The sequence below is a fragment of the Nocardia tengchongensis genome (assembly GCF_054781395.1).
The window spans coordinates 1,361,701-1,379,484 of the sequence record NZ_BAAGUM010000006.1 but is presented as its reverse complement, the minus strand read 5'-3'; the positions used below and the strand labels follow the sequence as shown (position 1 = coordinate 1,379,484).

Genomic DNA, 17,784 nt, shown 5'->3' with positions numbered 1-17,784 from the left:
GTCCTATGATCGCCGCGATGACGAATGTCGTCATTCGATCGCCACGCGCCGTGCTGGCCTGCTGGGTATTTCTCATGCTGGCACTCGGCGTGGGCGGTATCGGCGTCGAATCGCACCTGGATTCCGGCGGATTCGTCTCCGATGGCGCCGAATCCAGCCGGGCGCTGATGCAGCTCCAGGACACATTCGATCGCGGCGGTCAGATCCTGGTATTCCAGATCCGGGCCGACGGCGGCGCGAACTCGGACGCGGCGAAAGCCAAGGGCACGGACCTGGTCGCCGGCCTGCGCGGTGACCCTCGGGTCACCTACGTCCAATCACTCTGGGACACACCGTGGGCGGCGCCGGCACTGCGCAGCAAGGACGGCTCGACCGGTCTGGTCGTGGCCGGTGTGCGCGGCTCGGACAACTCGGGGGTCAAGAATTCGCACGAACTGGCCGCGAAGTTCGGCGGTGATGCCGCGGGCGTGACAGTGCGCATCGGAGGGGACGGCGTCACCTACGACTGGCTGAACGTCAGGCTGAAGCGGGATCTGCTGATCGCCGAACTGGTGGCGATCCCGATCACCTTCCTCGTGCTGGTGTGGGTGTTCGGCGGTCTGGTCGCGGCGTCGCTGCCGATCGTGTTGGGCCTGTGCGCCATCGCGGGCACCACCGGGATTCTGCGCGGCGTGTCCGCGTTGACCGACGTCTCGATCTTCGCGCTCAACCTGACCGTGGCGATGGGGCTGGCCCTGGCCATCGACTACACGCTGCTGGTGCTGAGCCGCTATCGCGAGGAAGTCGCCGCCGGTCAGGATCGTGAGTCCGCACTGCGGTGCACGATGCGCACCGCCGGCCGCACGGTGATCTACTCCGCGATGACCGTCGCGCTGAGTCTGCTCGGCCTGGCCGCGTTCCCCATGTACTTCATGCGATCGTTCGTCTACGCCGGTATCGCGGTGGTGGCCTTCACCGCCCTGGCGACCCTGATCGTGACGCCGGCGATGATCACGCTGCTCGGTGATCGGGTCGATGCGTTGAGCGTGCGCACACTCCTGCGCCGCCCGGCGCGGCCGCTGCCTCCGGTGCAGGCCGGCGGTTGGTACCGGATGACCATGGCCGTCTTGCGGCGCGCCCTGCCGATCGGCCTGGTCGTGACGGCGGTACTGCTGGTCCTGGGTGCGCCGGTGCTCGGGATGAAGCTCGGCTACCCCGATGACCGGGTGCTGCCGCAATCGGCCGAACCGCGCGAGGTGGGTGACGCCGTGCGGGACGACTTCACGCAGAGCGTGCTGGCCGGCACGCAGATCGTGTTGCCTTCCGGCGGCGCTTCCATCGAGGCGGTCGACGACTATGCCGGTCGCCTGTCCCGGATCTCGGGTGTGGGGGCGGTGGTCGGGCCCGACGGCCTGTTCGTCACGGGCGCCAAGGTGGGCCCCGGCGATCCGCAGGCCCGGCGCGGCGATGCGGTGATGCTGATGGTGTCGACCTCGATCCCGGCGACCGACAGCGCGAACGAGCGGCTGCTCGACGACCTGCACGCCGTCCCGGCTCCGGGCCAGACGTTGTTCAGCAGCAAGGCCCAGCACGATCGCGACGCCGTCCACGACATCGTGTCCCGGCTGCCGTTGTTCCTGGCCCTGGTCGCGCTGACCACGGTGGTGTTGTTGTTCCTGCTCACCGGCAGTCTGCTGCTGCCGGTGAAGGCGCTGGTCATGAACATGCTGTCGATGTCGGTGGTGTTCGGATTCCTGGTCTGGGTGTTCCAGGACGGTCATCTCGACGGCCTCGGCACCACCGCGACGGGAAGTCTGGTCGCGATCGTTCCGGTCCTGATGTTCTGTGTGGTTTTCGGTCTTTCGATGGATTACGAGGTATTCCTGCTGGCCCGGATCCGGGAATTCTGGGAGGAATCGCCGACCAGGAACCGGGAAGCGAACAGTCGTGCCGTGGCTCTGGGAATCGGGCATACGGGCCGGGTCGTCACGGCCGCGGCACTGCTGATGGCGATCGTCTTCGCCGCGCTGGCCGCATCGTCGGTGGCGATCATGCGCATGCTGGGCCTCGGTCTGGCGCTGGCGGTGATTCTCGATGCCACGGTGATTCGGATGCTGCTGATGCCGTCGTTCATGAAACTGATGGGCACCGCGAATTGGTGGGCGCCAAAACCGTTGCGGGCCTTCTATGATCGCTTCGGCCTCGAAAGAGACGTGGATCCGGTGCCGGTGATCGGCAGCGGCCGCGAGTGTATCGATGGAAATGTAACTGGAGGACGATCGTGAGTGTTGTAATTGTCGGCGCCGGCTATGCGGGGACGATCGCGGCGAACCGGTTGAAGAAGAAGTCGCCGGATGTCGATATCACGGTTGTCAATCCGCGATCGGAATTCATCGAGCGGGTCCGCCTGCACGAGGAGATCGCCGGGACCGGCGCCGCGGCAACGCCACTCACGTCGATCCTTTCGGACGGTATTTCCCTCCGGACCGGATCGGTGCGGAAAGTCGGCGACGGCGCGGTCACGCTGGACGACGGCGAAACCCTCTCCTACGAATATCTTTTCCTCGCGGTCGGTAGCACGGTCACGCCGATCCCGGGCGCCACGCCGGTCGGCACCTGGGAGGGCGCGCGCGAGGCTCGGGAACGCCTCGCGGCGCTACCGAACGGAGGCACCGTCACCGTCATCGGTGGTGGACTGACCGGTATCGAAACCGCTTCCGAATTGGCCGAGGCCCGGCCGGATCTGGAAGTGCGCCTGGTCGCCGACACGGTCGGCGGGAGCCTGTCCGCCGGTGCCCAGCAGCGGGTCCGGAAGGCGTTGGAACGGTTGCACGTCACGATCGTGAGCGGCTCGGTCGCGGAGGTCGAGCCGGGACCCGGCGGTGTGGTCCGGCTCGAATCCGGCGCCGAACTCGCCTCCGACCTCACCCTGTGGGCCGTGGTGTCCGGGATTCCCGATCTCGCCGCCCGCAGTGGGCTGACGGTCAACGGCGAGGGCCGCGCGGTGGTCGACGGGTATCTGCGCAGCGTCGACGACGAGCGGATCTTCGTGGTCGGTGACTGTGCGGCCGTGCCGGGAGCCCGGTTGTGCTGTGCCACCGCCTCACCGCAGGGCGCGCATGCCGGCGACACCCTCGCGCGGATCCTGGCCGGCAAGCAGCCGAAGCCGTATTCGATGGGCTACACGGGTCAGGCGCTGAGCCTGGGCCGCAAGAACGGCCTGGTCCAGGCCAGCAGTCGCGACGACCAGGTTCGCCGGCTCTATGTCAGCGGCCGAATCGCCGCGATCTCCAAGGAGTACATCTCCCGGTACGCGAAGTTCGGTTCGCGCACCGCGACCTATTTCTGGCTGCCCGGCAAGGGCGCCTGACCGTATCGGTAGTGGTCGAGGTCGAAGGTGCGGCTGGCGAGCTCGAGTGCGGGTCCCGAGATGGGGCGCACGAAGGGCGCTTCACCGTGGCGGTCGAAGTAGTAACTGTTCGCCTGTGAGCAGCTGGGCTGAGCGAACGAGGTGTGCCGCACCTTCTTGTGCATGCTCCGCATATAGGCGTCGTGGGGCTCCTGTCGGACGACCATCTGGGTCGCCCCACGCCGCCGGGCCTCGTCGAGACAGCGCACGATGTGCCGGCTCCCGGACTCGATCACGCTGAACCAGGACGCCCCGGCGGCGGCCCACGGCCCGTTCATGAGCCAGAAATTGGGCGCCAAGGGGCTCGAAATGCCTTCGTAGTTCTGGTATTTGTGCTCGTCCCACCACTGCCCGACCTCGATGCCGTCCGTGCCGTGCAGCGGGAACGGAGGCACCACGCCCAATTGCATGGTCTTGAAACCCGTTGCTAGCAACAGGATCTCGACCTCGTGCAGCGTCTCGGTGACCTCACCCGAAGCGTTGTCGGTCCTCGCGGTGACGATGCCCTCGGGGACGATGCGCACGATGCGGTCGGTGACCAGCTCGACGTTGTCGCGGTTGAAGGTTCGGAGGTAGGTGTTCGAGAAGGAAGGGCGCTTGCAGCCCAGGCCGTACTTCGGTGTCAGCCGCTCGCGGATCTCGGGGTCGGCGACCTGCTGCTCGAGGTGCCACAGGCACAGCTTCTCGACGCTGCGCACGAACAGCGGAACGCGCATGTGATAGGCGATGCCGGCGGTCATCACCAACTCGGCCAGCAGCGAGGTGGCCATGCGCAGCACCCGTTGGGTGACCGGGACGCGTTCGAACAAGCGCCGCATCGGCGGTGCGATGGTGGTGTTCGGCTTCGGGATCACCCAGATCGGGGTCCGCTGGAAAGCGGAAAGCCGCGCGACCTCGGGTGCGATCTCGGGAATCAGTTGCAGCGCAGTGGCTCCGCTGCCGATGACGGCGACCCGCTTGCCGCGCAAGTCGACGGCCGGGTCCCAACGTGCGGTGTGCACGGTTGGCCCGGCGAAGGTGTCGAGCCCCGGGATGTCCGGATACTTCGGCTGGTCGAGCGGCCCGACCGCCGATACCAGAAACCGCGCGGTGAGTGATCCGCCGCTCGTTCGGACATTCCAATGGTGTTGGTCGGCATCGTATTTCGCCGTCTCGACGCGCGTGTGCAGTCGGACGTGGTTCGTGACGCCGTACTTGGCGGCGCAGCGCCTGGCGTAGGCCGCCAGTTCGTCGCCGGGCGCGAACAATCGCGACCAGGACGGATTCGGCTCGTAGGAATAGGAATAGGTGGTCGACGGAATGTCGACGGCGACCCCCGGGTATCTGTTGTGGTGCCAGACGCCGCCGATATCGTCGGCCGCCTCCAGGATCGTGAAGTCGGTGATGCCGGCCTTGCGTAACTGGATACCGAGGCCGATGCCGGAGAACCCCGCGCCGACTATGACGACTTCCTTGTCAACCACCGAAACATCCCCCTTGCGACAGAACTGTGGCGTCCAACACTAATGGTTCTGCCTCGCTGCTGAGCTGGATATCAGTGATGCGGTATGTCGCGGACGGAATCGCTCAGATGCCCCGAATTCGCTGTGCACCAATAGCATTCGGCCCGGACTCCGATGCGGAGTCCGGGCCGGTTCGCGGTGGGGGAGGGGTCAGTTGGCCGTGGGCGGGACGGGGATGGCGGCGAAAGCCGGGCGGAAGATGGTGGACGCGCCGGGGGCCAGGGTGTCGACGTAGCTCAGGGCGGCTTCGGTCGCCTGCGGGCCGCCCGACATCTGCAGGCCGATCGCGCCGCCGATGACGCCGCCGACCACCGCGAGCAAGGGCGCCGTGATGAAGTCGAGGACGAACAGGCCCAGCGGGAAGCCGGCGATGAAGCCGATCGTCGCGCCGATGGCTGCGCCGGTGGCCACCGCCGGCATATTGGCCTGGACGACGTCGAAGAAGTGCTGCTGGGCGTCGATGTCGCGGAGCTGGGTGTCGGCGGCGGCGACGGGGGTGAGGGTGAGGCGGCGGTTGCTCTCGTCGATCTTGGGGGTGAATTCGGCGGTCTTGCCGTCGATGTCGTACTTCAGGGGCACGGTGGAGATCAGGCTGCCCTTGTCGTCGGTGACGATGACGGCCTCGCCGTCCCAGGTGGCGAGGAACTGCCCGGCGCGCAGGGTGCTCACGGCGGAGCGGTGATCGGAGGAGAGGGCCACGTCGTAGCCGATGCTGTGATCGGTGCCCTCGAGCTGCAGGGCGGGTTGCGCGGGGGCCTGCACCGGTTCGGCGGTGGCGGTGCCCGCCACGGTGGTCGCGGTCAGGCAAAGCAGTGCGGGCGCAACGTATTTGGTGATACCCATGGTGGCTTGTCCTCGAGTTTGCGGATAGGTTTCCCGACCTTTGCGACAAACTACCGTTATCAACTCGAGATGTGAAGGGTTATGGCGCAGTCGTGTCGTGATCGGGTTCGCCGAGTCGCACAACTACGACACCGGTGAGAATCAAAGCGCCGCCGAGCAATTGGATCGGGGCCGGGGCCTGACCCAGCAGCGCCCAGGAGAACAGGATGGCGGCCACCACTTCGGCGAGCGCGGCGAAGGAGGCCAGCCGCGATCCGAGCAGCCGGGTGGCGGCGATGCCGGTGACATAGGAGATGGCGGCGGTGACCACGCCCAGCGCCAGCAGTGGCGTCCACCAGTCCGCGGTGAGGCCCTGATAGGTGACCGATGCGGCGGTGGTGGCGTGCAGCGGCACGACGCCGAGCAGTCCGGCGATCAGGATGCCGACCCCGCCGATCAACAGGCCGCCGGTCGCCAACACGGTGCCGGGCACCTGGTCCCCGGCGTGCGCCGAGAGGATGAAATACCCTGCCCCGCCGACCATCGAGGCCATGGCCCAGGCGATGCCGACCGGGCTGGTGGCGGTGCCGGCGGTCAGGTTCAGCACCAGGACCAGTCCGATCAGGCCGATCGCCGCGCCGAGTACGGTCGCGCGCCCGGGCTGCTGGCGGTGTCGCAGCCAGAGATAACCCACGACCGCGATGGGTGAGGTGTATTCGATCAGCAGCGCGACCGCGACGTCCATGTGGGCGACGGCGTTGAAGAAGCACAGCTGGGCGGTGACGACGGCGAGCAGTCCGTATCCGGCGAGCAGTCCGGCATTGCGGCGCAGCAGGTTCCAGTCCCCGCGCAGTTGCAGCACGGCCGCGGGCAGCAGCACGAGCGCGCCCAGCAGTACGCGCACGATGACCACGGCCGCCGGACTCCAGCCCGCGTCGAAGAGTCCGCGGGCCAGTGGCCCGGAGAGCCCGAAGGCGGTGGCCGACAGGGCGGCGCAGAGCAGTCCCGAACGCAGCCGGTTCGACGCCACCGCCTTGTCATGAGTCACAGTCGCCATGACAAATGACAGTAAGGAGGTCGCGTGTAATCTGTCAAAGTGATTTTCGCTGATGACACGGTGGCGGCGCTGGCGGCCGCCGTGGAACTGGTCAACTCGGCCGAGGACCCCGACACCCTCACCGAGATCGCCCAGCTGGACGAATTCTTCGCCAAGCACGGCTACACCGGTGCGCACGCCCGCACCCGCGCCGAACTGGCCGCCGTCCGCGCCCAGCGCGCACCCCTGCGCCGCCTGCTCACCGCCGACCGCGACACTGCGGCCGACCTGGTGAACGACCTGCTCGCCGCGCATCGCGCGGTCCCGCGCCTGGTCCGCCACGACGGCCTCGACTATCACATTCACGCGGTTGCGCCGGACGCTCCGCTGCAGGTTCGCATGGTGGTCGAGACCGCCATGGCCATGATCGACCTGATCCGTGCCGACGAACTCTCCCGCCTGGCCGTCTGCGCCGACGCCGGCTGCGCGGGCATCGTGCTGGACCTGTCCCGCAATCGTTCCCGCCGCTACTGCTCGACGGCGTGCACCAACCGCAATGCGGTCGCGGCCTATCGGGCCCGCAAGACCGTCGGCTGATTCTGTGGGTGGCGGGTTGCTCCGGGTGCGCGGCGCCGGGTTGGGCATTAGTGTTCTCCAGGCCGCCCTGGCGGGCCGGTCGATGGTGCTAGCGTGCCCGTACGCTGTACGAGTTCAATCGGGGTTGTCCAGGTAATGACGATGAGAACACAACTGCCGCTGCGTCCCTACGACGTCGTGTTGATCGGCGGCGGCATCATGAGCGCGACGCTCGCGGTGCTGATCAAGCATTTGGAACCCAGTTGGACGATCGCGGTCTACGAGCGATTGCCCGAGGTCGGGTCCGAAGCCTCGGCGGCCTGGAACAATTCGGGCACCGGGCACGCGGGTCTGTGCGAACTCGATTACACCCGCGAGCATCCCGACGGCTCCATCGATATCGAGCCGGCCCTCGAACTCAATGAGCAGTTCCAGCTGACCCGGCAATTGTGGGCGTCGCTGGTGGGGTCCGGGATCCTGCGCAAGCCGGAGACCTTCATCAATCCGGTTCCGCACATGACGCTGGCGCGCGGGAAGGACGAGGTCGATTTCCTGCGCCGCCGCCACGAGACCATGTCGGCGCATCACCTTTTCTCGAATATGCGTTTCAGCGACGATCCGGAAGTGATCGCCGAATGGGCGCCGCTGCTCACCGCGGGCCGGGATGCCTCCGAGCCGATCGCCGCCACCCGCGATATCACCGGCAGCGATGTCGATTTCGGTGAGCTCACCGGGCAGTTGTTCCATTGGCTGCGCTGGCAGGACGTGGAGATCCACCGCAATTGCGAGGTGCGCGGGCTGCGCCGAAACAATGACGGCACTTGGCAGTTGCGGGTCGACTGGCGGACCGAGAACGATCGGCTCACCCGCAAGGCCGACGCGCGCTTCGTCTTCGCGGGTGCCGGCGGCTGGGCGTTGAAGATCCTGCAGAAGGCGGGGATTCCGGAGGCGGAGGGCTACGGGCTGCTGCCGGTGAGCGGCCGGTTCCTGCGGTGCGACAATCCGGAGGTGGCGGCCGGGCACGAGGCCAAGGTGTACGGCCGGGCGCGGCCGGGTGCGCCGTCGATCGCCATGCCGCACTTGGACACTCGCATCGTGAACGGTGAGCGCGCGCTGCTGTTCGGGCCCTACGCGGGCGCGAATCCCCGCTTCCTGAAACAGGGTTCGCTGTTCGACGCACCGGGGTCGCTGCGCCCGGCCAATGCCGGGTCGATCGCCGCCATGCTCAAGGCGAATACCGAACTACTCCGGCTGCTGGCCGGGCAGGTGGCCTCGACCCGCAAGAAGAAGCTGGCGGCGCTGCGCGAGTTCGTGCCCGAGGCGCGGGCCGAGGACTGGTCGCTGATCACCGCCGGGCAGCGCGCCCAGTTGGTGAAGCCGGATGCCGAGCGCGGCGGCGTGCTGGAGTTCGGCACGGAGGTGGTGGCTGCGCAGGACGGTTCGATCGCCGCGGTGCTGGGCGCCAGCCCGGGCGCGTCGACGGCCCCGGTGGTCCTGCTCGAGGTGTTGCAGCGCTGCTTCCCGCGGTACGCCCGGATCTGGGAGCCGCGGTTGCGGGAGCTGATGCCGACGTTGGGGCAGAACCTGGCCGATGATCCGCGCCTGGCTCGGCAGACCATGGCCCGGACCGCGGAGGCGCTGGGCCTGGCGGGCCGGGTGGTGGGCTGATCCGGCAGGAAGCTGCCGCACGCGAACCCGCTCGGACCGTGGACAAAGTCGCTGCTCACCCGGTATGCCTGTAGTTGTTCCAACGGTGGAACACGTTTCAATTTCTGATCGGCGGGAGACGCGATGGACAGCGCGACCATGGGCGACATGGTGATGGCGGGCTTCAAGAAGCTCGGCTTCATCCAGTTCACCGGCATCGAGAGCGTCGAATACGCTCCGGGCCGCAGCGTGGTGCAGATGCCGGCGCGCGCCGAGCACTTCAACCACAACGGCGACATCCACGCCGCCCTGCTGTTCGGCCTGGCCGAGACCGCCGCCATGGGCGCGTCCATCTCCGGCATCGTGGACCTGCTGGGCGAGACCTTCATCGTCGCCCGCGACGGCCGCATCGAATACCTGGCCCGCGCCAAGGGGCAGGAGGGCCCGTTCACCGGCACCGCCGAGCTGACCCCGGAGACGATCGCCGAGACCCGCGCGAACATCGAGTCCCACACCGAGATCGAGCTGGAGGTGCCGGTGATCATCGCCGACGTCACCGGCAAGCCCGTGGCCCGCGCGGCCTTCACCGCGGTCATCCGGCCGCGCCGCACGTAACCGAGACGCGTCAGCGCTCACTGTCGAGCATGGCCATCTGCGCCGGGGCGTAGCGGCCGCCCGCCACCTGATCGGCGGGCACCGCGGCCTCGATGGTGGCCAGCTCGGCCTCGGAGAGCCGAATGTCTGCCGCCGCAACGGCTTCGGCCCAGCGCTTGGGCTTCCGCGCACCGATCAACGGCACGATGTCGGTGCCCCGCGACAGCGCCCACGCGATGGCCAGCTGGGCCACGCTCACCTGGCGCTCGGCCGCGATCTTCGCGAGCGCGTCCACCAGCCGCAGGTTGGCGTCGAGGTTCTCGCCCTGGAAGCGCGGGCTGTGGGCGCGGAAATCGCTGGGCGCGAACTGCTGCCCGGACCGCACCGAATCGCTGAGCAGCCCGCGCGACAGCACCCCGTAGGCGGTGATGCCGATGCCGAGTTCCCGTGCGACGGGCAGGATCTCGGCCTCGATGCCGCGCGAGATCAGCGAGTACTCGATCTGCAGATCCGCGATCGGATGCACGGCCGCGGCCCGGCGCAGCGTCTCCGCGCCCACCTCGGACAGGCCGATGTGGCGGATGTACCCGGCCTGCACCAGCTCGGCAAGCCCGCCGATGGTCTCCTCGATCGGGACGTTCGGGTCCAGCCGCGCGGGCCGGTAGATGTCGATGTAGTCGGTGCCGAGCCGCTGCAGCGAATAGGCGAGGAAGTTCTTGGTCGCCGCCGGACGGGTGTCGACGCCGCCGAAACTGTTGTCGGGTCCGCGCAGCGCGCCGTACTTCACGCTGAGCAGGACGTCCTCCCGCTTGCGGCCGACCAGCGCCTGCCGGATGAGCAGTTCGTTGTGGCCCATGCCGTAGAAGTCGCCGGTGTCGATGAGGTTCGCGCCGGAGTCCAGGGCGGCGTGCACGGTCGCGATCGAGACGGCGTCGTCGGCCGTGCCGTACATGCCCGACATTCCCATGGCGCCCAGCGCGATTCGGGAGACGGCGGGCCCGGTCTTGCCGAGCTGGACGGTGCTGAGGTTCGTGGTCATGTGGACAACTCTGCGCCTCCGCGCAGAGGTGCGGGAGAGGAGTCTCGATCCAGGGATCGGCGATCCCTGGTTACGGATCACGGCCGAGCCCGCCCCAGCCCTGTGGATGGCCGGGTGCGGGGCCTGTGGATGATTCGACCTGGCCGTTCCACCGGATCGACCCGGCTGTGGACCGCTGTGGATGGATCCAAGCCGAGGCTGGGACCGCCGATACCTGGCTACCGGCCCGGGGACAGGGGACAGTGGTGAGGTGGATCGAACCGAGCTCGCAGACTTCCTGCGCCGCCGCCGTGAGCAGCTGCAACCCGGGACCGTCGGACTGCCGCCCGGCGCCCGCCGCCGCACCCCCGGCCTGCGCCGCGACGAGGTCGCGCTGCTCGCGGGCATGTCGACCGACTACTACACCCGGCTGGAACAGGCCCGCGGGCCGCGGCCGTCGGTGCAGGTGCTGGCCGCGCTGGCGCGTGCCCTGCGGCTGACCGACAGCGAACGCGACCACCTGTACCACCTGTCCGGGCATCAGGCCCCCGCCCGCGGCGGCGACAGCCACGTGGGCCCGGGCATCCTGCACGTGCTGTCCAAACTCGACGACACCCCGGCCGTGGTCATCTCCGACCTCGGCGAGGTGCTGGTGCAGAACCGCATGCACACCCTGCTGACCGGGGACTACACGCAACAGCGTGGACTCGACCGCTGCATTCCCTGGCGCTGGTTCACCGAGCCGGGCTCGCGCGCCATCTTCCCGCCCGAGGACTGGGCAGCGCTGAGCCACAAGCACGTCGCCGATCTGCGCGCCGTCTCCGCCCGCCGCGCCGGCGACGCCGACGTGACCGAGCTGGTGGCGCGGCTGCGCGCGGCCAGCCCGGAGTTCGAGCGGTTGTGGCACGAGCACGAGGTTGGCACCGGCATCGGGCACATCAAACGCATGATCCACCCGGAAGTCGGTGTGCTGGAGCTGATCTGCGAACCGCTGCTCACCCCCAGCGCCACCCGGCACGTGTTGATCTACTACCCCGCGCCCGGCACCGACACCCAGGACAAGCTGGATCTGCTGCGGATCATCGGAACCCAGTCGATGACCGGCAGCTGAGCCGCACTCGCGCGGTACTGCTCGTGCGGCACCCAGGCTGCTACTCGTGCGGTACGCCGCAGCGCCGCTTCCGAGGCTTCAGATGCAGCCCCGGCAGCGGGGGAGCGGGGATCCGCTGCTCCGGCGTGTGCCCGGCGATCTCGGCGAAACGGCCGACATCCTGCTTCTCCCAATCGTTTCGGGCCTGCTCGATCTCCTCGTGACTGCGCGCCACGAAGTTCCACCACATGACCAGGTCCTCGCCGAACGGTTCCCCGCCGAGCAGCAGCAGATGTGCGCCCGCGGTGTCGTGCAGGCGAATCGATTCCCGGTCACTGCCCAGGTAGAACAGGTTGCCCGGCTCGATCAGGGTGCCGTCGACGGTCAGCGCGCCCTCGATCACCAGGATCGCGTGCTCGAACACCGGATTCAACGGCAGCTCGGCATTCGCTCCGGCCTCGACGCGCAGGTCCGCGCCGACGATCGGGGTGTAGGCGATCGCCGGTGAGGTCACTCCACCCAGCGACCCGATCAGCACGGTGCCCCGGACCTCGGCGCCCCGCGCGTCGGGCAGATCGTTGATCGAGAACGTCGGCAGCTCCCGGTGCTGCTCGAAATGCGGTGCGATATCCCTGGATTCGCCCGGCAGCGCCACCCACAGCTGCAACCCGTGCCCCGAGACATGGCCCGGCACCCGATACTCCGAATGCGCGATGCCGTGCCCCGAGGTCATGATGTTGAGCTGTCCCGGCGCGATCTCCACATCCGAGCCCACCCCGTCGCGGTGCCGGATCCGGCCGTCCAAAGGCCAAGTGACCGTTTGCAATCCGATGTGCGGATGCGGGTCGATGTCGTGGCCTTCGGGATTGGCTTCCGACCCGGAACCGAAATTGTCCAGGAAGCACCAGGCGCCGACGGTCGGCAGATCCCGTTGCGGCAGTGACCGGAACACGGTCACCCCGCGGACGCCGCCCAGCGGCACCTCCCGCGCCGGAAAGAACTCCGCCCGCGGACCGGGCCGGCCCGACGACTCGCACAGCGACTCCTCCGGCCGCGGCTCCAGATCACTCACACCCACACCTCCTGCTCAACGTTCCCGCTTGATGCCTTTACCTACCACGTATTCGTCGAACTCCGGGTGCTTGTCCAGCCAGCTCTTGATGAACGGGCAGCGCGCCACAATGGTGCGGCCCCGGGCGATCACGTCCTTGATCGCCTCCTGCGCGAGCAGATTCGCCAGGCCCTTGCCGCTGAATTCCTGATCCACCTCGGTATGAATGAAGGTGGTGTCGTTGTCGTCGCGCTCGCGGTACTCGCTGAATCCGGCGAGCGAATTCCCGTACCACACCTCGTACCGGTGTTGCGCGTCGTTACGAACGACAGTTGCCGCTACGGCCTGTTCGCTCATTGTTCAGTTCTCCTTCCGCACCCGCACCGGATGTTTGCTCATAATCGACACTCGATTGAACGCGCCGATAGTGGTGGCAGCCCAGATGAGAACGGACATCTGGTCATCCGATATATGTTGCCGCGCAGCAGCATACTCACGCTGCATGCTTTCCTCATCCGGCAATGAAGTGACGGTCTCGGCCACCGAGAGCGCCGCCTGCTGCAGTTCCGTGAACAGATAGGGGCTGCGCCGCCAGGCGGTGAGCACATCCAATTGCTGTTGCGTGACGCCGGCGTCGCGGGCCGCGCGGGAATGCAGGTCGAGGCAGAACGGGCAGCCGGTGAGCTGGGACACACGTACGTTCACCAATTCCATGACCGCCCGGTCCAGATCGGCTGCCGCGGCGGCGTTCCGGATCGCGAACGCGACACTGTTCAGCGCGTGGAAGACCTCGGGGGATTGCTTGTCGATCCATACCCGGTCGTGAGTTACAGGGGACTGCATAGTGGCTGCATCGTAAGCCGAGAACGTGAACCGTGCCCTCCGGTCTGAAATAACCCGCGGATGTTCTTGGTTCATCTCATCGACACGGTCCTCGGCCTCACTGGAGCAATCGATGAGCAGCAGCCTCGCCGGCGTCCGCACCCGCGTGCGGATCCCGTTGACCTTCGCCGACGGCTACGCGACCACCGCCCAGGCGGTCACCTTCGACGGGTTGGCGGACGGCCGCGAGCACGTCGCCCTCATCCTCGGCGACCCCGACCTGAACGGCTCGGCGACCCCGCTGGTGCGCCTGCACTCCGAATGCCTCACCGGCGACGTCTTCGGCTCCGACCGCTGCGACTGCGGACCCCAGCTGCGCGAATCCGTCGAGCGCATCTCCGGCGCCGGCGGCGTCCTGCTCTACCTCCGGCAGGAGGGCCGCGACATCGGCCTCTACAACAAGCTCGACGCCTACGCCCTGCAGGACGACGGCCTCGACACCTACCAGGCCAACACCGCCCTCGGCTTCGACGAGGACGCCCGCGACTACACCGCCGCCGCCCAGATGCTGACCGCCCTCGGCATCGCCGAACTCGACCTGCTCACCAACAACCCCGACAAGGTCCGCCAGCTCACCGCCCTCGGCGTCAGCGTCCGCGACACCGTCCCCACCGGCGTCCACGCCAACCCCGGCAACCTCCGCTACCTCCGAGCCAAGGCCGAACACACGGGCCACACCATCCGCCTCGTCGGCTGACCGGCCGCAACGACGGAACGGGAAGGGCCCCTCGCGAATTCGCGAGGGGCCCGAGTCGATCGGAGCGGCTGGACTATTCGCGGCCCGCCGAGGTGAAGTTCATGTCGGCGTTGGTCATCGATCAATCCCCCTTGGTAGCACTGCTTTTCGCCCGGGGCGGCGGATCGCAGACCGGGCCGCCCTGGTAGAGGGCGATCTTGCGGTCGAGGACCACCAGCGTGGACCGGAGTTCCTCGATCTGCGCGAGGACGTCCTCGCGGGTGCGGCGGAACATGTCCAGGCGCTCGGGGAAGGTGTGGTCGCCGGCGCGGACCAGCTCCGCGTAGCGCACCATGTCGGCGACCGACATCCCTGTGGAGCGCAGTTTGCCGATGAAGCCGAGCCACTGCAGGTCGCGGTCGCTGAAGCGGCGCTGGCCGGAGTGGTCGCGGTCGACGTAGTCCATCAGGCCGATGCGCTCGTACCAGCGCAGCGTGTCCCGGGTGAGACCGCAGCGCTCGGAGACCTCGCCGATCGAATAGCGCGGACGCTCGAGTTCCACGGTGTCGAGCGGTGCGGCTTCCCGCTGCGCTGCCGGTGCTGCGTTCATCGGTCTCACCCTCCTGTGCCGAACCCTGCCTCCGACGCTACTGGGTTGGAGTGCACTCCAAGCAAGCCTTGGGCGCGCGAAGTTTCGTTCCGTCGGGCGAACCGGCCGATTCCGGGCCTACCCTGGGGGCATGCCTGGAAAAGACATGGATCGGATCAGGGCGCGTTCGGCTCTGGAGACGGCCAAGGAACAGCCGGTGATCACCGCCATCGCGGTCCTGCCGGTGCTGGCGGTGCTCGGCGTGGTGTGGGCGCTGGCCGGGTTCGGCTGGGCGCTGCTGCTCCTGCTGATCATCGCGGGAGTCGTGGTGTGGAAGGGCAAGCTATTCGGCTGAGCCCGGCCCCGGACTAGCGCGGCACGTGGAAGCGCACCAGATCACCCGTGCCCGGGTCGGCGGCCGCCCACGGCCGGTCGAATTCGAGCACGGCCAGCGCCGAGGTGGGGAACTTCTCGCTCAGCTCCCCGGCCGGTCCGGAGTCCCGATTGGCCGCCAATTCCCATGCCGTCCACGGCATTCCGGGGGAGTGGCCGACCAGTAGCAGGGTCTCGACGGCGGGGTCGGTGAGCTGCACCAGTTCGATGAGGGTGTGCGGGGAAGCCTCGTACATCGACTTCTCGTAAGACACCGGCGCGGTGACCTCGGTGGCCGCCAGCGTCTCCCGCGTCCGGGCCGCGGTGGAACACAGCACGGCGTCGATCGCGGGCTGGGTGGCCCGCAGCCAGTCGCCCGCCAATGCCGCTTCCCGCCGTCCCCGTGGAGCGAGTGGGCGGTCGTGGTCCGCCACGCCCTCGGGGTATCCGGACTTGCCATGCCGCATCAAGATGAGAGTCCGCACCATACGGACTACGGTAGGTGTCCTCGAGGAGCGCCGGGAGACCGGTCTCACAGCGGTGCGCCCCGGTGCCGCCGGGAGACACTGCTCACACTCGAGGCACACTGAAGGTGGTGGCACACAGCCGTGCCGACACCCGTTGGAATGCCGCCTATATTAGAACGTGTTCTACCGCCCTGCTCGAACCCCGAGCGGAGTAGCACCACGCGACAGTTTCGAGGATCTGCGAGATATGGCCTATGTGATCACGCAGCGTTGTTGCAACGACGCCAGCTGCGTACCCGAATGCCCGGTCGATTGCATTCGTCCCACGCCTGAGCAACGCGAGTTCGCAACGACCGAGCAGCTCTACATCGACCCGGATACCTGCATCGACTGCGGCGCCTGCGTCGACGCCTGTCCGGTCGACGCTATCTTCTCCGAGGACGACCTGCTCTCCTCGCTGGCGCGGTTCCGCGACATCAACGCGGCCTACTTCCAGCGCCACCCGCTCGAGTCCAACTTCGAGCCGCTGGTCGCCCCGACCCGCGCGCCCAAGGAGCTGGGCACGCTGCGCGTCGCCATCATCGGCGCGGGCCCCGCGGCCTGCTACGCCGCCGAGGAGCTACTGCGCCGCGCCGACGTCGAGGTGGAGCTGTTCGACCGGCTGCCCACCCCGTACGGCCTGGTGCGCGCGGGCGTCGCGCCCGACCACCCGGGCACCAAGTCGGTGGCGAACCTGTTCGAGTCGGCCTTCCGTCGTGAGGCGCTGCAGTACCGGCTGAATGTGGAAGTCGGCAAGCACATCTCGCACGAGGAGCTGCTCGGCCACCACCACGCCGTCATCTACGCCGTCGGCGCGGCCACCGACCGCCACCTCGGCGTCCCCGGTGAGGACCTGCCCGGCAGCCACTCGGCCACCGAGTTCGTCGCCTGGTACAACGGCCACCCGGACTTCGCCGACCGCGAGTTCGACCTGTCGGGCGAGCGCGCGGTCATCGTCGGCAACGGCAACGTGGCGCTCGACGTGGCCCGCGTGCTCACCGTCAACCCGGACGAGCTGGCCAAGACCGACATCGCCGACCACGCCGTGGATGCGCTGCGCCGCAGCAACATCAAGGAGGTCGTGGTGCTGGGCCGCCGCGGTCCGCTGCAGGCCGCCTACACCTCGCCGGAGTTCCTGGCGCTGGCGCACCTGAAGGGCGTCGACATCATCGTCGACCCCGAGGACCTGGTCCTGGACCCGGCCTCGCAGGCCGAGCTGGACAGCCCCGAGGTCGAGCCCTCGCTGCAGCTGAAGTACACCCTCGCCCAGGAATACGCCGCCGGTTCCCGCAACCCGGACAACAAGCGCATCGTGTTCCGCTACCTGGTCTCGCCCACCGCCGTCACCGGCGAGGGCAAGGCCGAGGGCGTGGAGTACGTGCACAACGAGCTGGTCGAGGAGAACGGCCGCACCGTGGCCCGCGCCTCCGACCGCACCGGCAGCCTGGAGGCGTCGCTGGTGCTGCGCTCCATCGGCTACAAGGGCGAGCCGGTCGCGGACGTGCCGTTCGACGAGGCCAGCGGCGTCATCCCGAACGACAAGGGTCGAGTCCTGGCCGACGGCAACCCCGTTCCGGGCGTGTACGTCTCCGGCTGGATCAAGCGCGGCCCGCGCGGCGTCATCGGCTCCAACCGGGTCGACTCGACCGAGACCGTCGATCAGCTCATCGAGGACTTCACCAACGGCAAGCTGGCCGCCCCGCAGGGTGACCGGGCCGCCCTGGACGCCCTTCTCACCGAGCGTCAGCCCGACCAGATCGGCCGCGACGGCTGGAAGGCCATCGACGCCGCCGAGAAGACCGCGGGCAAGGCCGCCGGCCGCCCCCGCGTGAAGTTCACCAGCATCGAGGACCTGCTCAAGGCCGCCAAAGGCTAGACCCAACTCTCGGGACTCTCAGGGGCTTCGCCCTCGAACCCCCTAGGGCGGCACGGGCTCTGCCCCGACCCCCAGGGGCGACGGGGCCCTGCCCTCGAAACCCTGGACTCGGGCGGCCCTGCCGGCCGGAGCCCAGGGGCGTTGGCGGTCCGACCGCTC

18 protein-coding genes are annotated in these 17,784 nt (G+C 68.3%); 9 read left to right on the top strand and 9 right to left on the bottom strand.

Features of this window, described 5'->3' with window-relative positions:
- Positions 1–17: 17 nt before the first annotated feature.
- Positions 18–2,264 carry an MMPL family transporter gene (locus ACYVKL_RS17195; RefSeq protein ID WP_379164532.1) on the top strand — a complete coding sequence of 749 codons (2,247 nt, stop codon included), beginning with the start codon at positions 18–20 and terminating at the stop codon, positions 2,262–2,264.
- Entirely contained in the window at positions 2,261–3,349 is a 1,089-nt protein-coding gene (locus ACYVKL_RS17190; protein WP_379164530.1) for an NAD(P)/FAD-dependent oxidoreductase, read from the top strand. The genes ACYVKL_RS17195 and ACYVKL_RS17190 overlap by 4 nt, the downstream gene beginning before the upstream one ends.
- Here the strand turns inward: ACYVKL_RS17190 and ACYVKL_RS17185 are convergent.
- The 3 genes from ACYVKL_RS17185 to ACYVKL_RS17175 form a co-directional block, all read right to left on the bottom strand.
- Complete coding sequence (locus tag ACYVKL_RS17185) at positions 3,319–4,851, bottom strand: flavin-containing monooxygenase (protein WP_379164528.1); 1,533 nt, start codon at positions 4,849–4,851, stop codon at positions 3,319–3,321. The two genes, ACYVKL_RS17190 and ACYVKL_RS17185, sit on opposite strands and share 31 nt — an antisense overlap.
- Before the next feature lie 189 nt (positions 4,852–5,040).
- Positions 5,041–5,733 (bottom strand): DUF8020 domain-containing protein, encoded by a 693-nt coding sequence (locus ACYVKL_RS17180; protein WP_379164526.1) that lies wholly within the window; start codon positions 5,731–5,733, stop codon positions 5,041–5,043.
- Between the two features lie 79 nt (positions 5,734–5,812).
- Complete coding sequence (locus tag ACYVKL_RS17175) at positions 5,813–6,769, bottom strand: EamA family transporter (RefSeq protein WP_379164524.1); 957 nt, start codon at positions 6,767–6,769, stop codon at positions 5,813–5,815.
- A gap of 39 nt (positions 6,770–6,808) precedes the next feature.
- Here ACYVKL_RS17175 and ACYVKL_RS17170 point away from each other — a divergent pair, with 39 nt between their 5' ends.
- From ACYVKL_RS17170 to ACYVKL_RS17160, 3 genes are all read left to right on the top strand, one after another.
- On the top strand, positions 6,809–7,345 hold the full coding sequence (locus ACYVKL_RS17170; RefSeq protein ID WP_379164522.1) for a CGNR zinc finger domain-containing protein: 537 nt from the start codon (positions 6,809–6,811) through the stop codon (positions 7,343–7,345).
- 141 nt (positions 7,346–7,486) lie between these two features.
- The gene (gene mqo, locus ACYVKL_RS17165) at positions 7,487–8,992 is read left to right on the top strand and encodes a malate dehydrogenase (quinone) (RefSeq protein ID WP_379164520.1); all 1,506 of its coding nucleotides are present in this window, start codon (positions 7,487–7,489) and stop codon (positions 8,990–8,992) included.
- Between the two features lie 123 nt (positions 8,993–9,115).
- The gene (locus ACYVKL_RS17160; protein WP_379164518.1) at positions 9,116–9,586 is read left to right on the top strand and encodes a PaaI family thioesterase; all 471 of its coding nucleotides are present in this window, start codon (positions 9,116–9,118) and stop codon (positions 9,584–9,586) included.
- A 10-nt stretch (positions 9,587–9,596) separates the two neighbouring features.
- Here the strand turns inward: ACYVKL_RS17160 and ACYVKL_RS17155 are convergent, their stop codons facing one another.
- The gene (locus ACYVKL_RS17155; RefSeq protein ID WP_379164516.1) at positions 9,597–10,604 is read right to left on the bottom strand and encodes an aldo/keto reductase; all 1,008 of its coding nucleotides are present in this window, start codon (positions 10,602–10,604) and stop codon (positions 9,597–9,599) included.
- A gap of 250 nt (positions 10,605–10,854) precedes the next feature.
- On the opposite strand from ACYVKL_RS17155, the gene ACYVKL_RS17150 reads away from it, so the two are divergent.
- Positions 10,855–11,694 (top strand): helix-turn-helix transcriptional regulator, encoded by an 840-nt coding sequence (locus tag ACYVKL_RS17150; RefSeq protein ID WP_379164514.1) that lies wholly within the window; start codon positions 10,855–10,857, stop codon positions 11,692–11,694.
- Between the two features lie 40 nt (positions 11,695–11,734).
- On the opposite strand, the gene ACYVKL_RS17145 is transcribed toward ACYVKL_RS17150, so the two are convergent.
- Genes ACYVKL_RS17145 through ACYVKL_RS17135 form a run of 3 tightly spaced genes read right to left on the bottom strand, consistent with a single transcriptional unit; the run spans position 11,735 to position 13,642 of the window.
- Positions 11,735–12,745, bottom strand: a complete 1,011-nt coding sequence (locus tag ACYVKL_RS17145) for a pirin family protein (RefSeq protein ID WP_379164512.1) — start codon at positions 12,743–12,745, stop codon at positions 11,735–11,737.
- A gap of 15 nt (positions 12,746–12,760) precedes the next feature.
- Positions 12,761–13,081: a GNAT family N-acetyltransferase gene (locus tag ACYVKL_RS17140; protein ID WP_246598326.1), complete on the bottom strand. Its 321-nt coding sequence runs from the start codon at positions 13,079–13,081 to the stop codon at positions 12,761–12,763.
- 3 nt (positions 13,082–13,084) lie between these two features.
- Complete coding sequence (locus tag ACYVKL_RS17135; protein ID WP_379164510.1) at positions 13,085–13,642, bottom strand: carboxymuconolactone decarboxylase family protein; 558 nt, start codon at positions 13,640–13,642, stop codon at positions 13,085–13,087.
- A 37-nt stretch (positions 13,643–13,679) separates the two neighbouring features.
- Between ACYVKL_RS17135 and ACYVKL_RS17130 the strand changes: the two genes are divergently transcribed.
- Complete coding sequence (locus tag ACYVKL_RS17130) at positions 13,680–14,303, top strand: GTP cyclohydrolase II (protein ID WP_379164508.1); 624 nt, start codon at positions 13,680–13,682, stop codon at positions 14,301–14,303.
- Between the two features lie 121 nt (positions 14,304–14,424).
- Here ACYVKL_RS17130 and ACYVKL_RS17125 read toward each other — a convergent pair whose 3' ends face one another.
- Positions 14,425–14,892 carry a MerR family transcriptional regulator gene (locus ACYVKL_RS17125; protein WP_379164506.1) on the bottom strand — a complete coding sequence of 156 codons (468 nt, stop codon included), beginning with the start codon at positions 14,890–14,892 and terminating at the stop codon, positions 14,425–14,427.
- Between the two features lie 130 nt (positions 14,893–15,022).
- On the opposite strand from ACYVKL_RS17125, the gene ACYVKL_RS17120 reads away from it, so the two are divergent.
- Positions 15,023–15,226, top strand: coding sequence for a hypothetical protein (locus ACYVKL_RS17120; protein ID WP_379164504.1), 204 nt, complete (start codon positions 15,023–15,025; stop codon positions 15,224–15,226).
- A 13-nt stretch (positions 15,227–15,239) separates the two neighbouring features.
- Here ACYVKL_RS17120 and ACYVKL_RS17115 read toward each other — a convergent pair whose 3' ends face one another.
- Positions 15,240–15,731: a SixA phosphatase family protein gene (locus ACYVKL_RS17115; RefSeq protein ID WP_379164502.1), complete on the bottom strand. Its 492-nt coding sequence runs from the start codon at positions 15,729–15,731 to the stop codon at positions 15,240–15,242.
- Positions 15,732–15,957: 226 nt separating this feature from the next.
- Between ACYVKL_RS17115 and ACYVKL_RS17110 the strand changes: the two genes are divergently transcribed.
- A complete protein-coding gene (locus ACYVKL_RS17110) occupies positions 15,958–17,625 on the top strand; it encodes an FAD-dependent oxidoreductase (protein WP_379164500.1) in 1,668 nt (555 codons plus the stop codon).
- Positions 17,626–17,784: the final 159 nt, after the last annotated feature.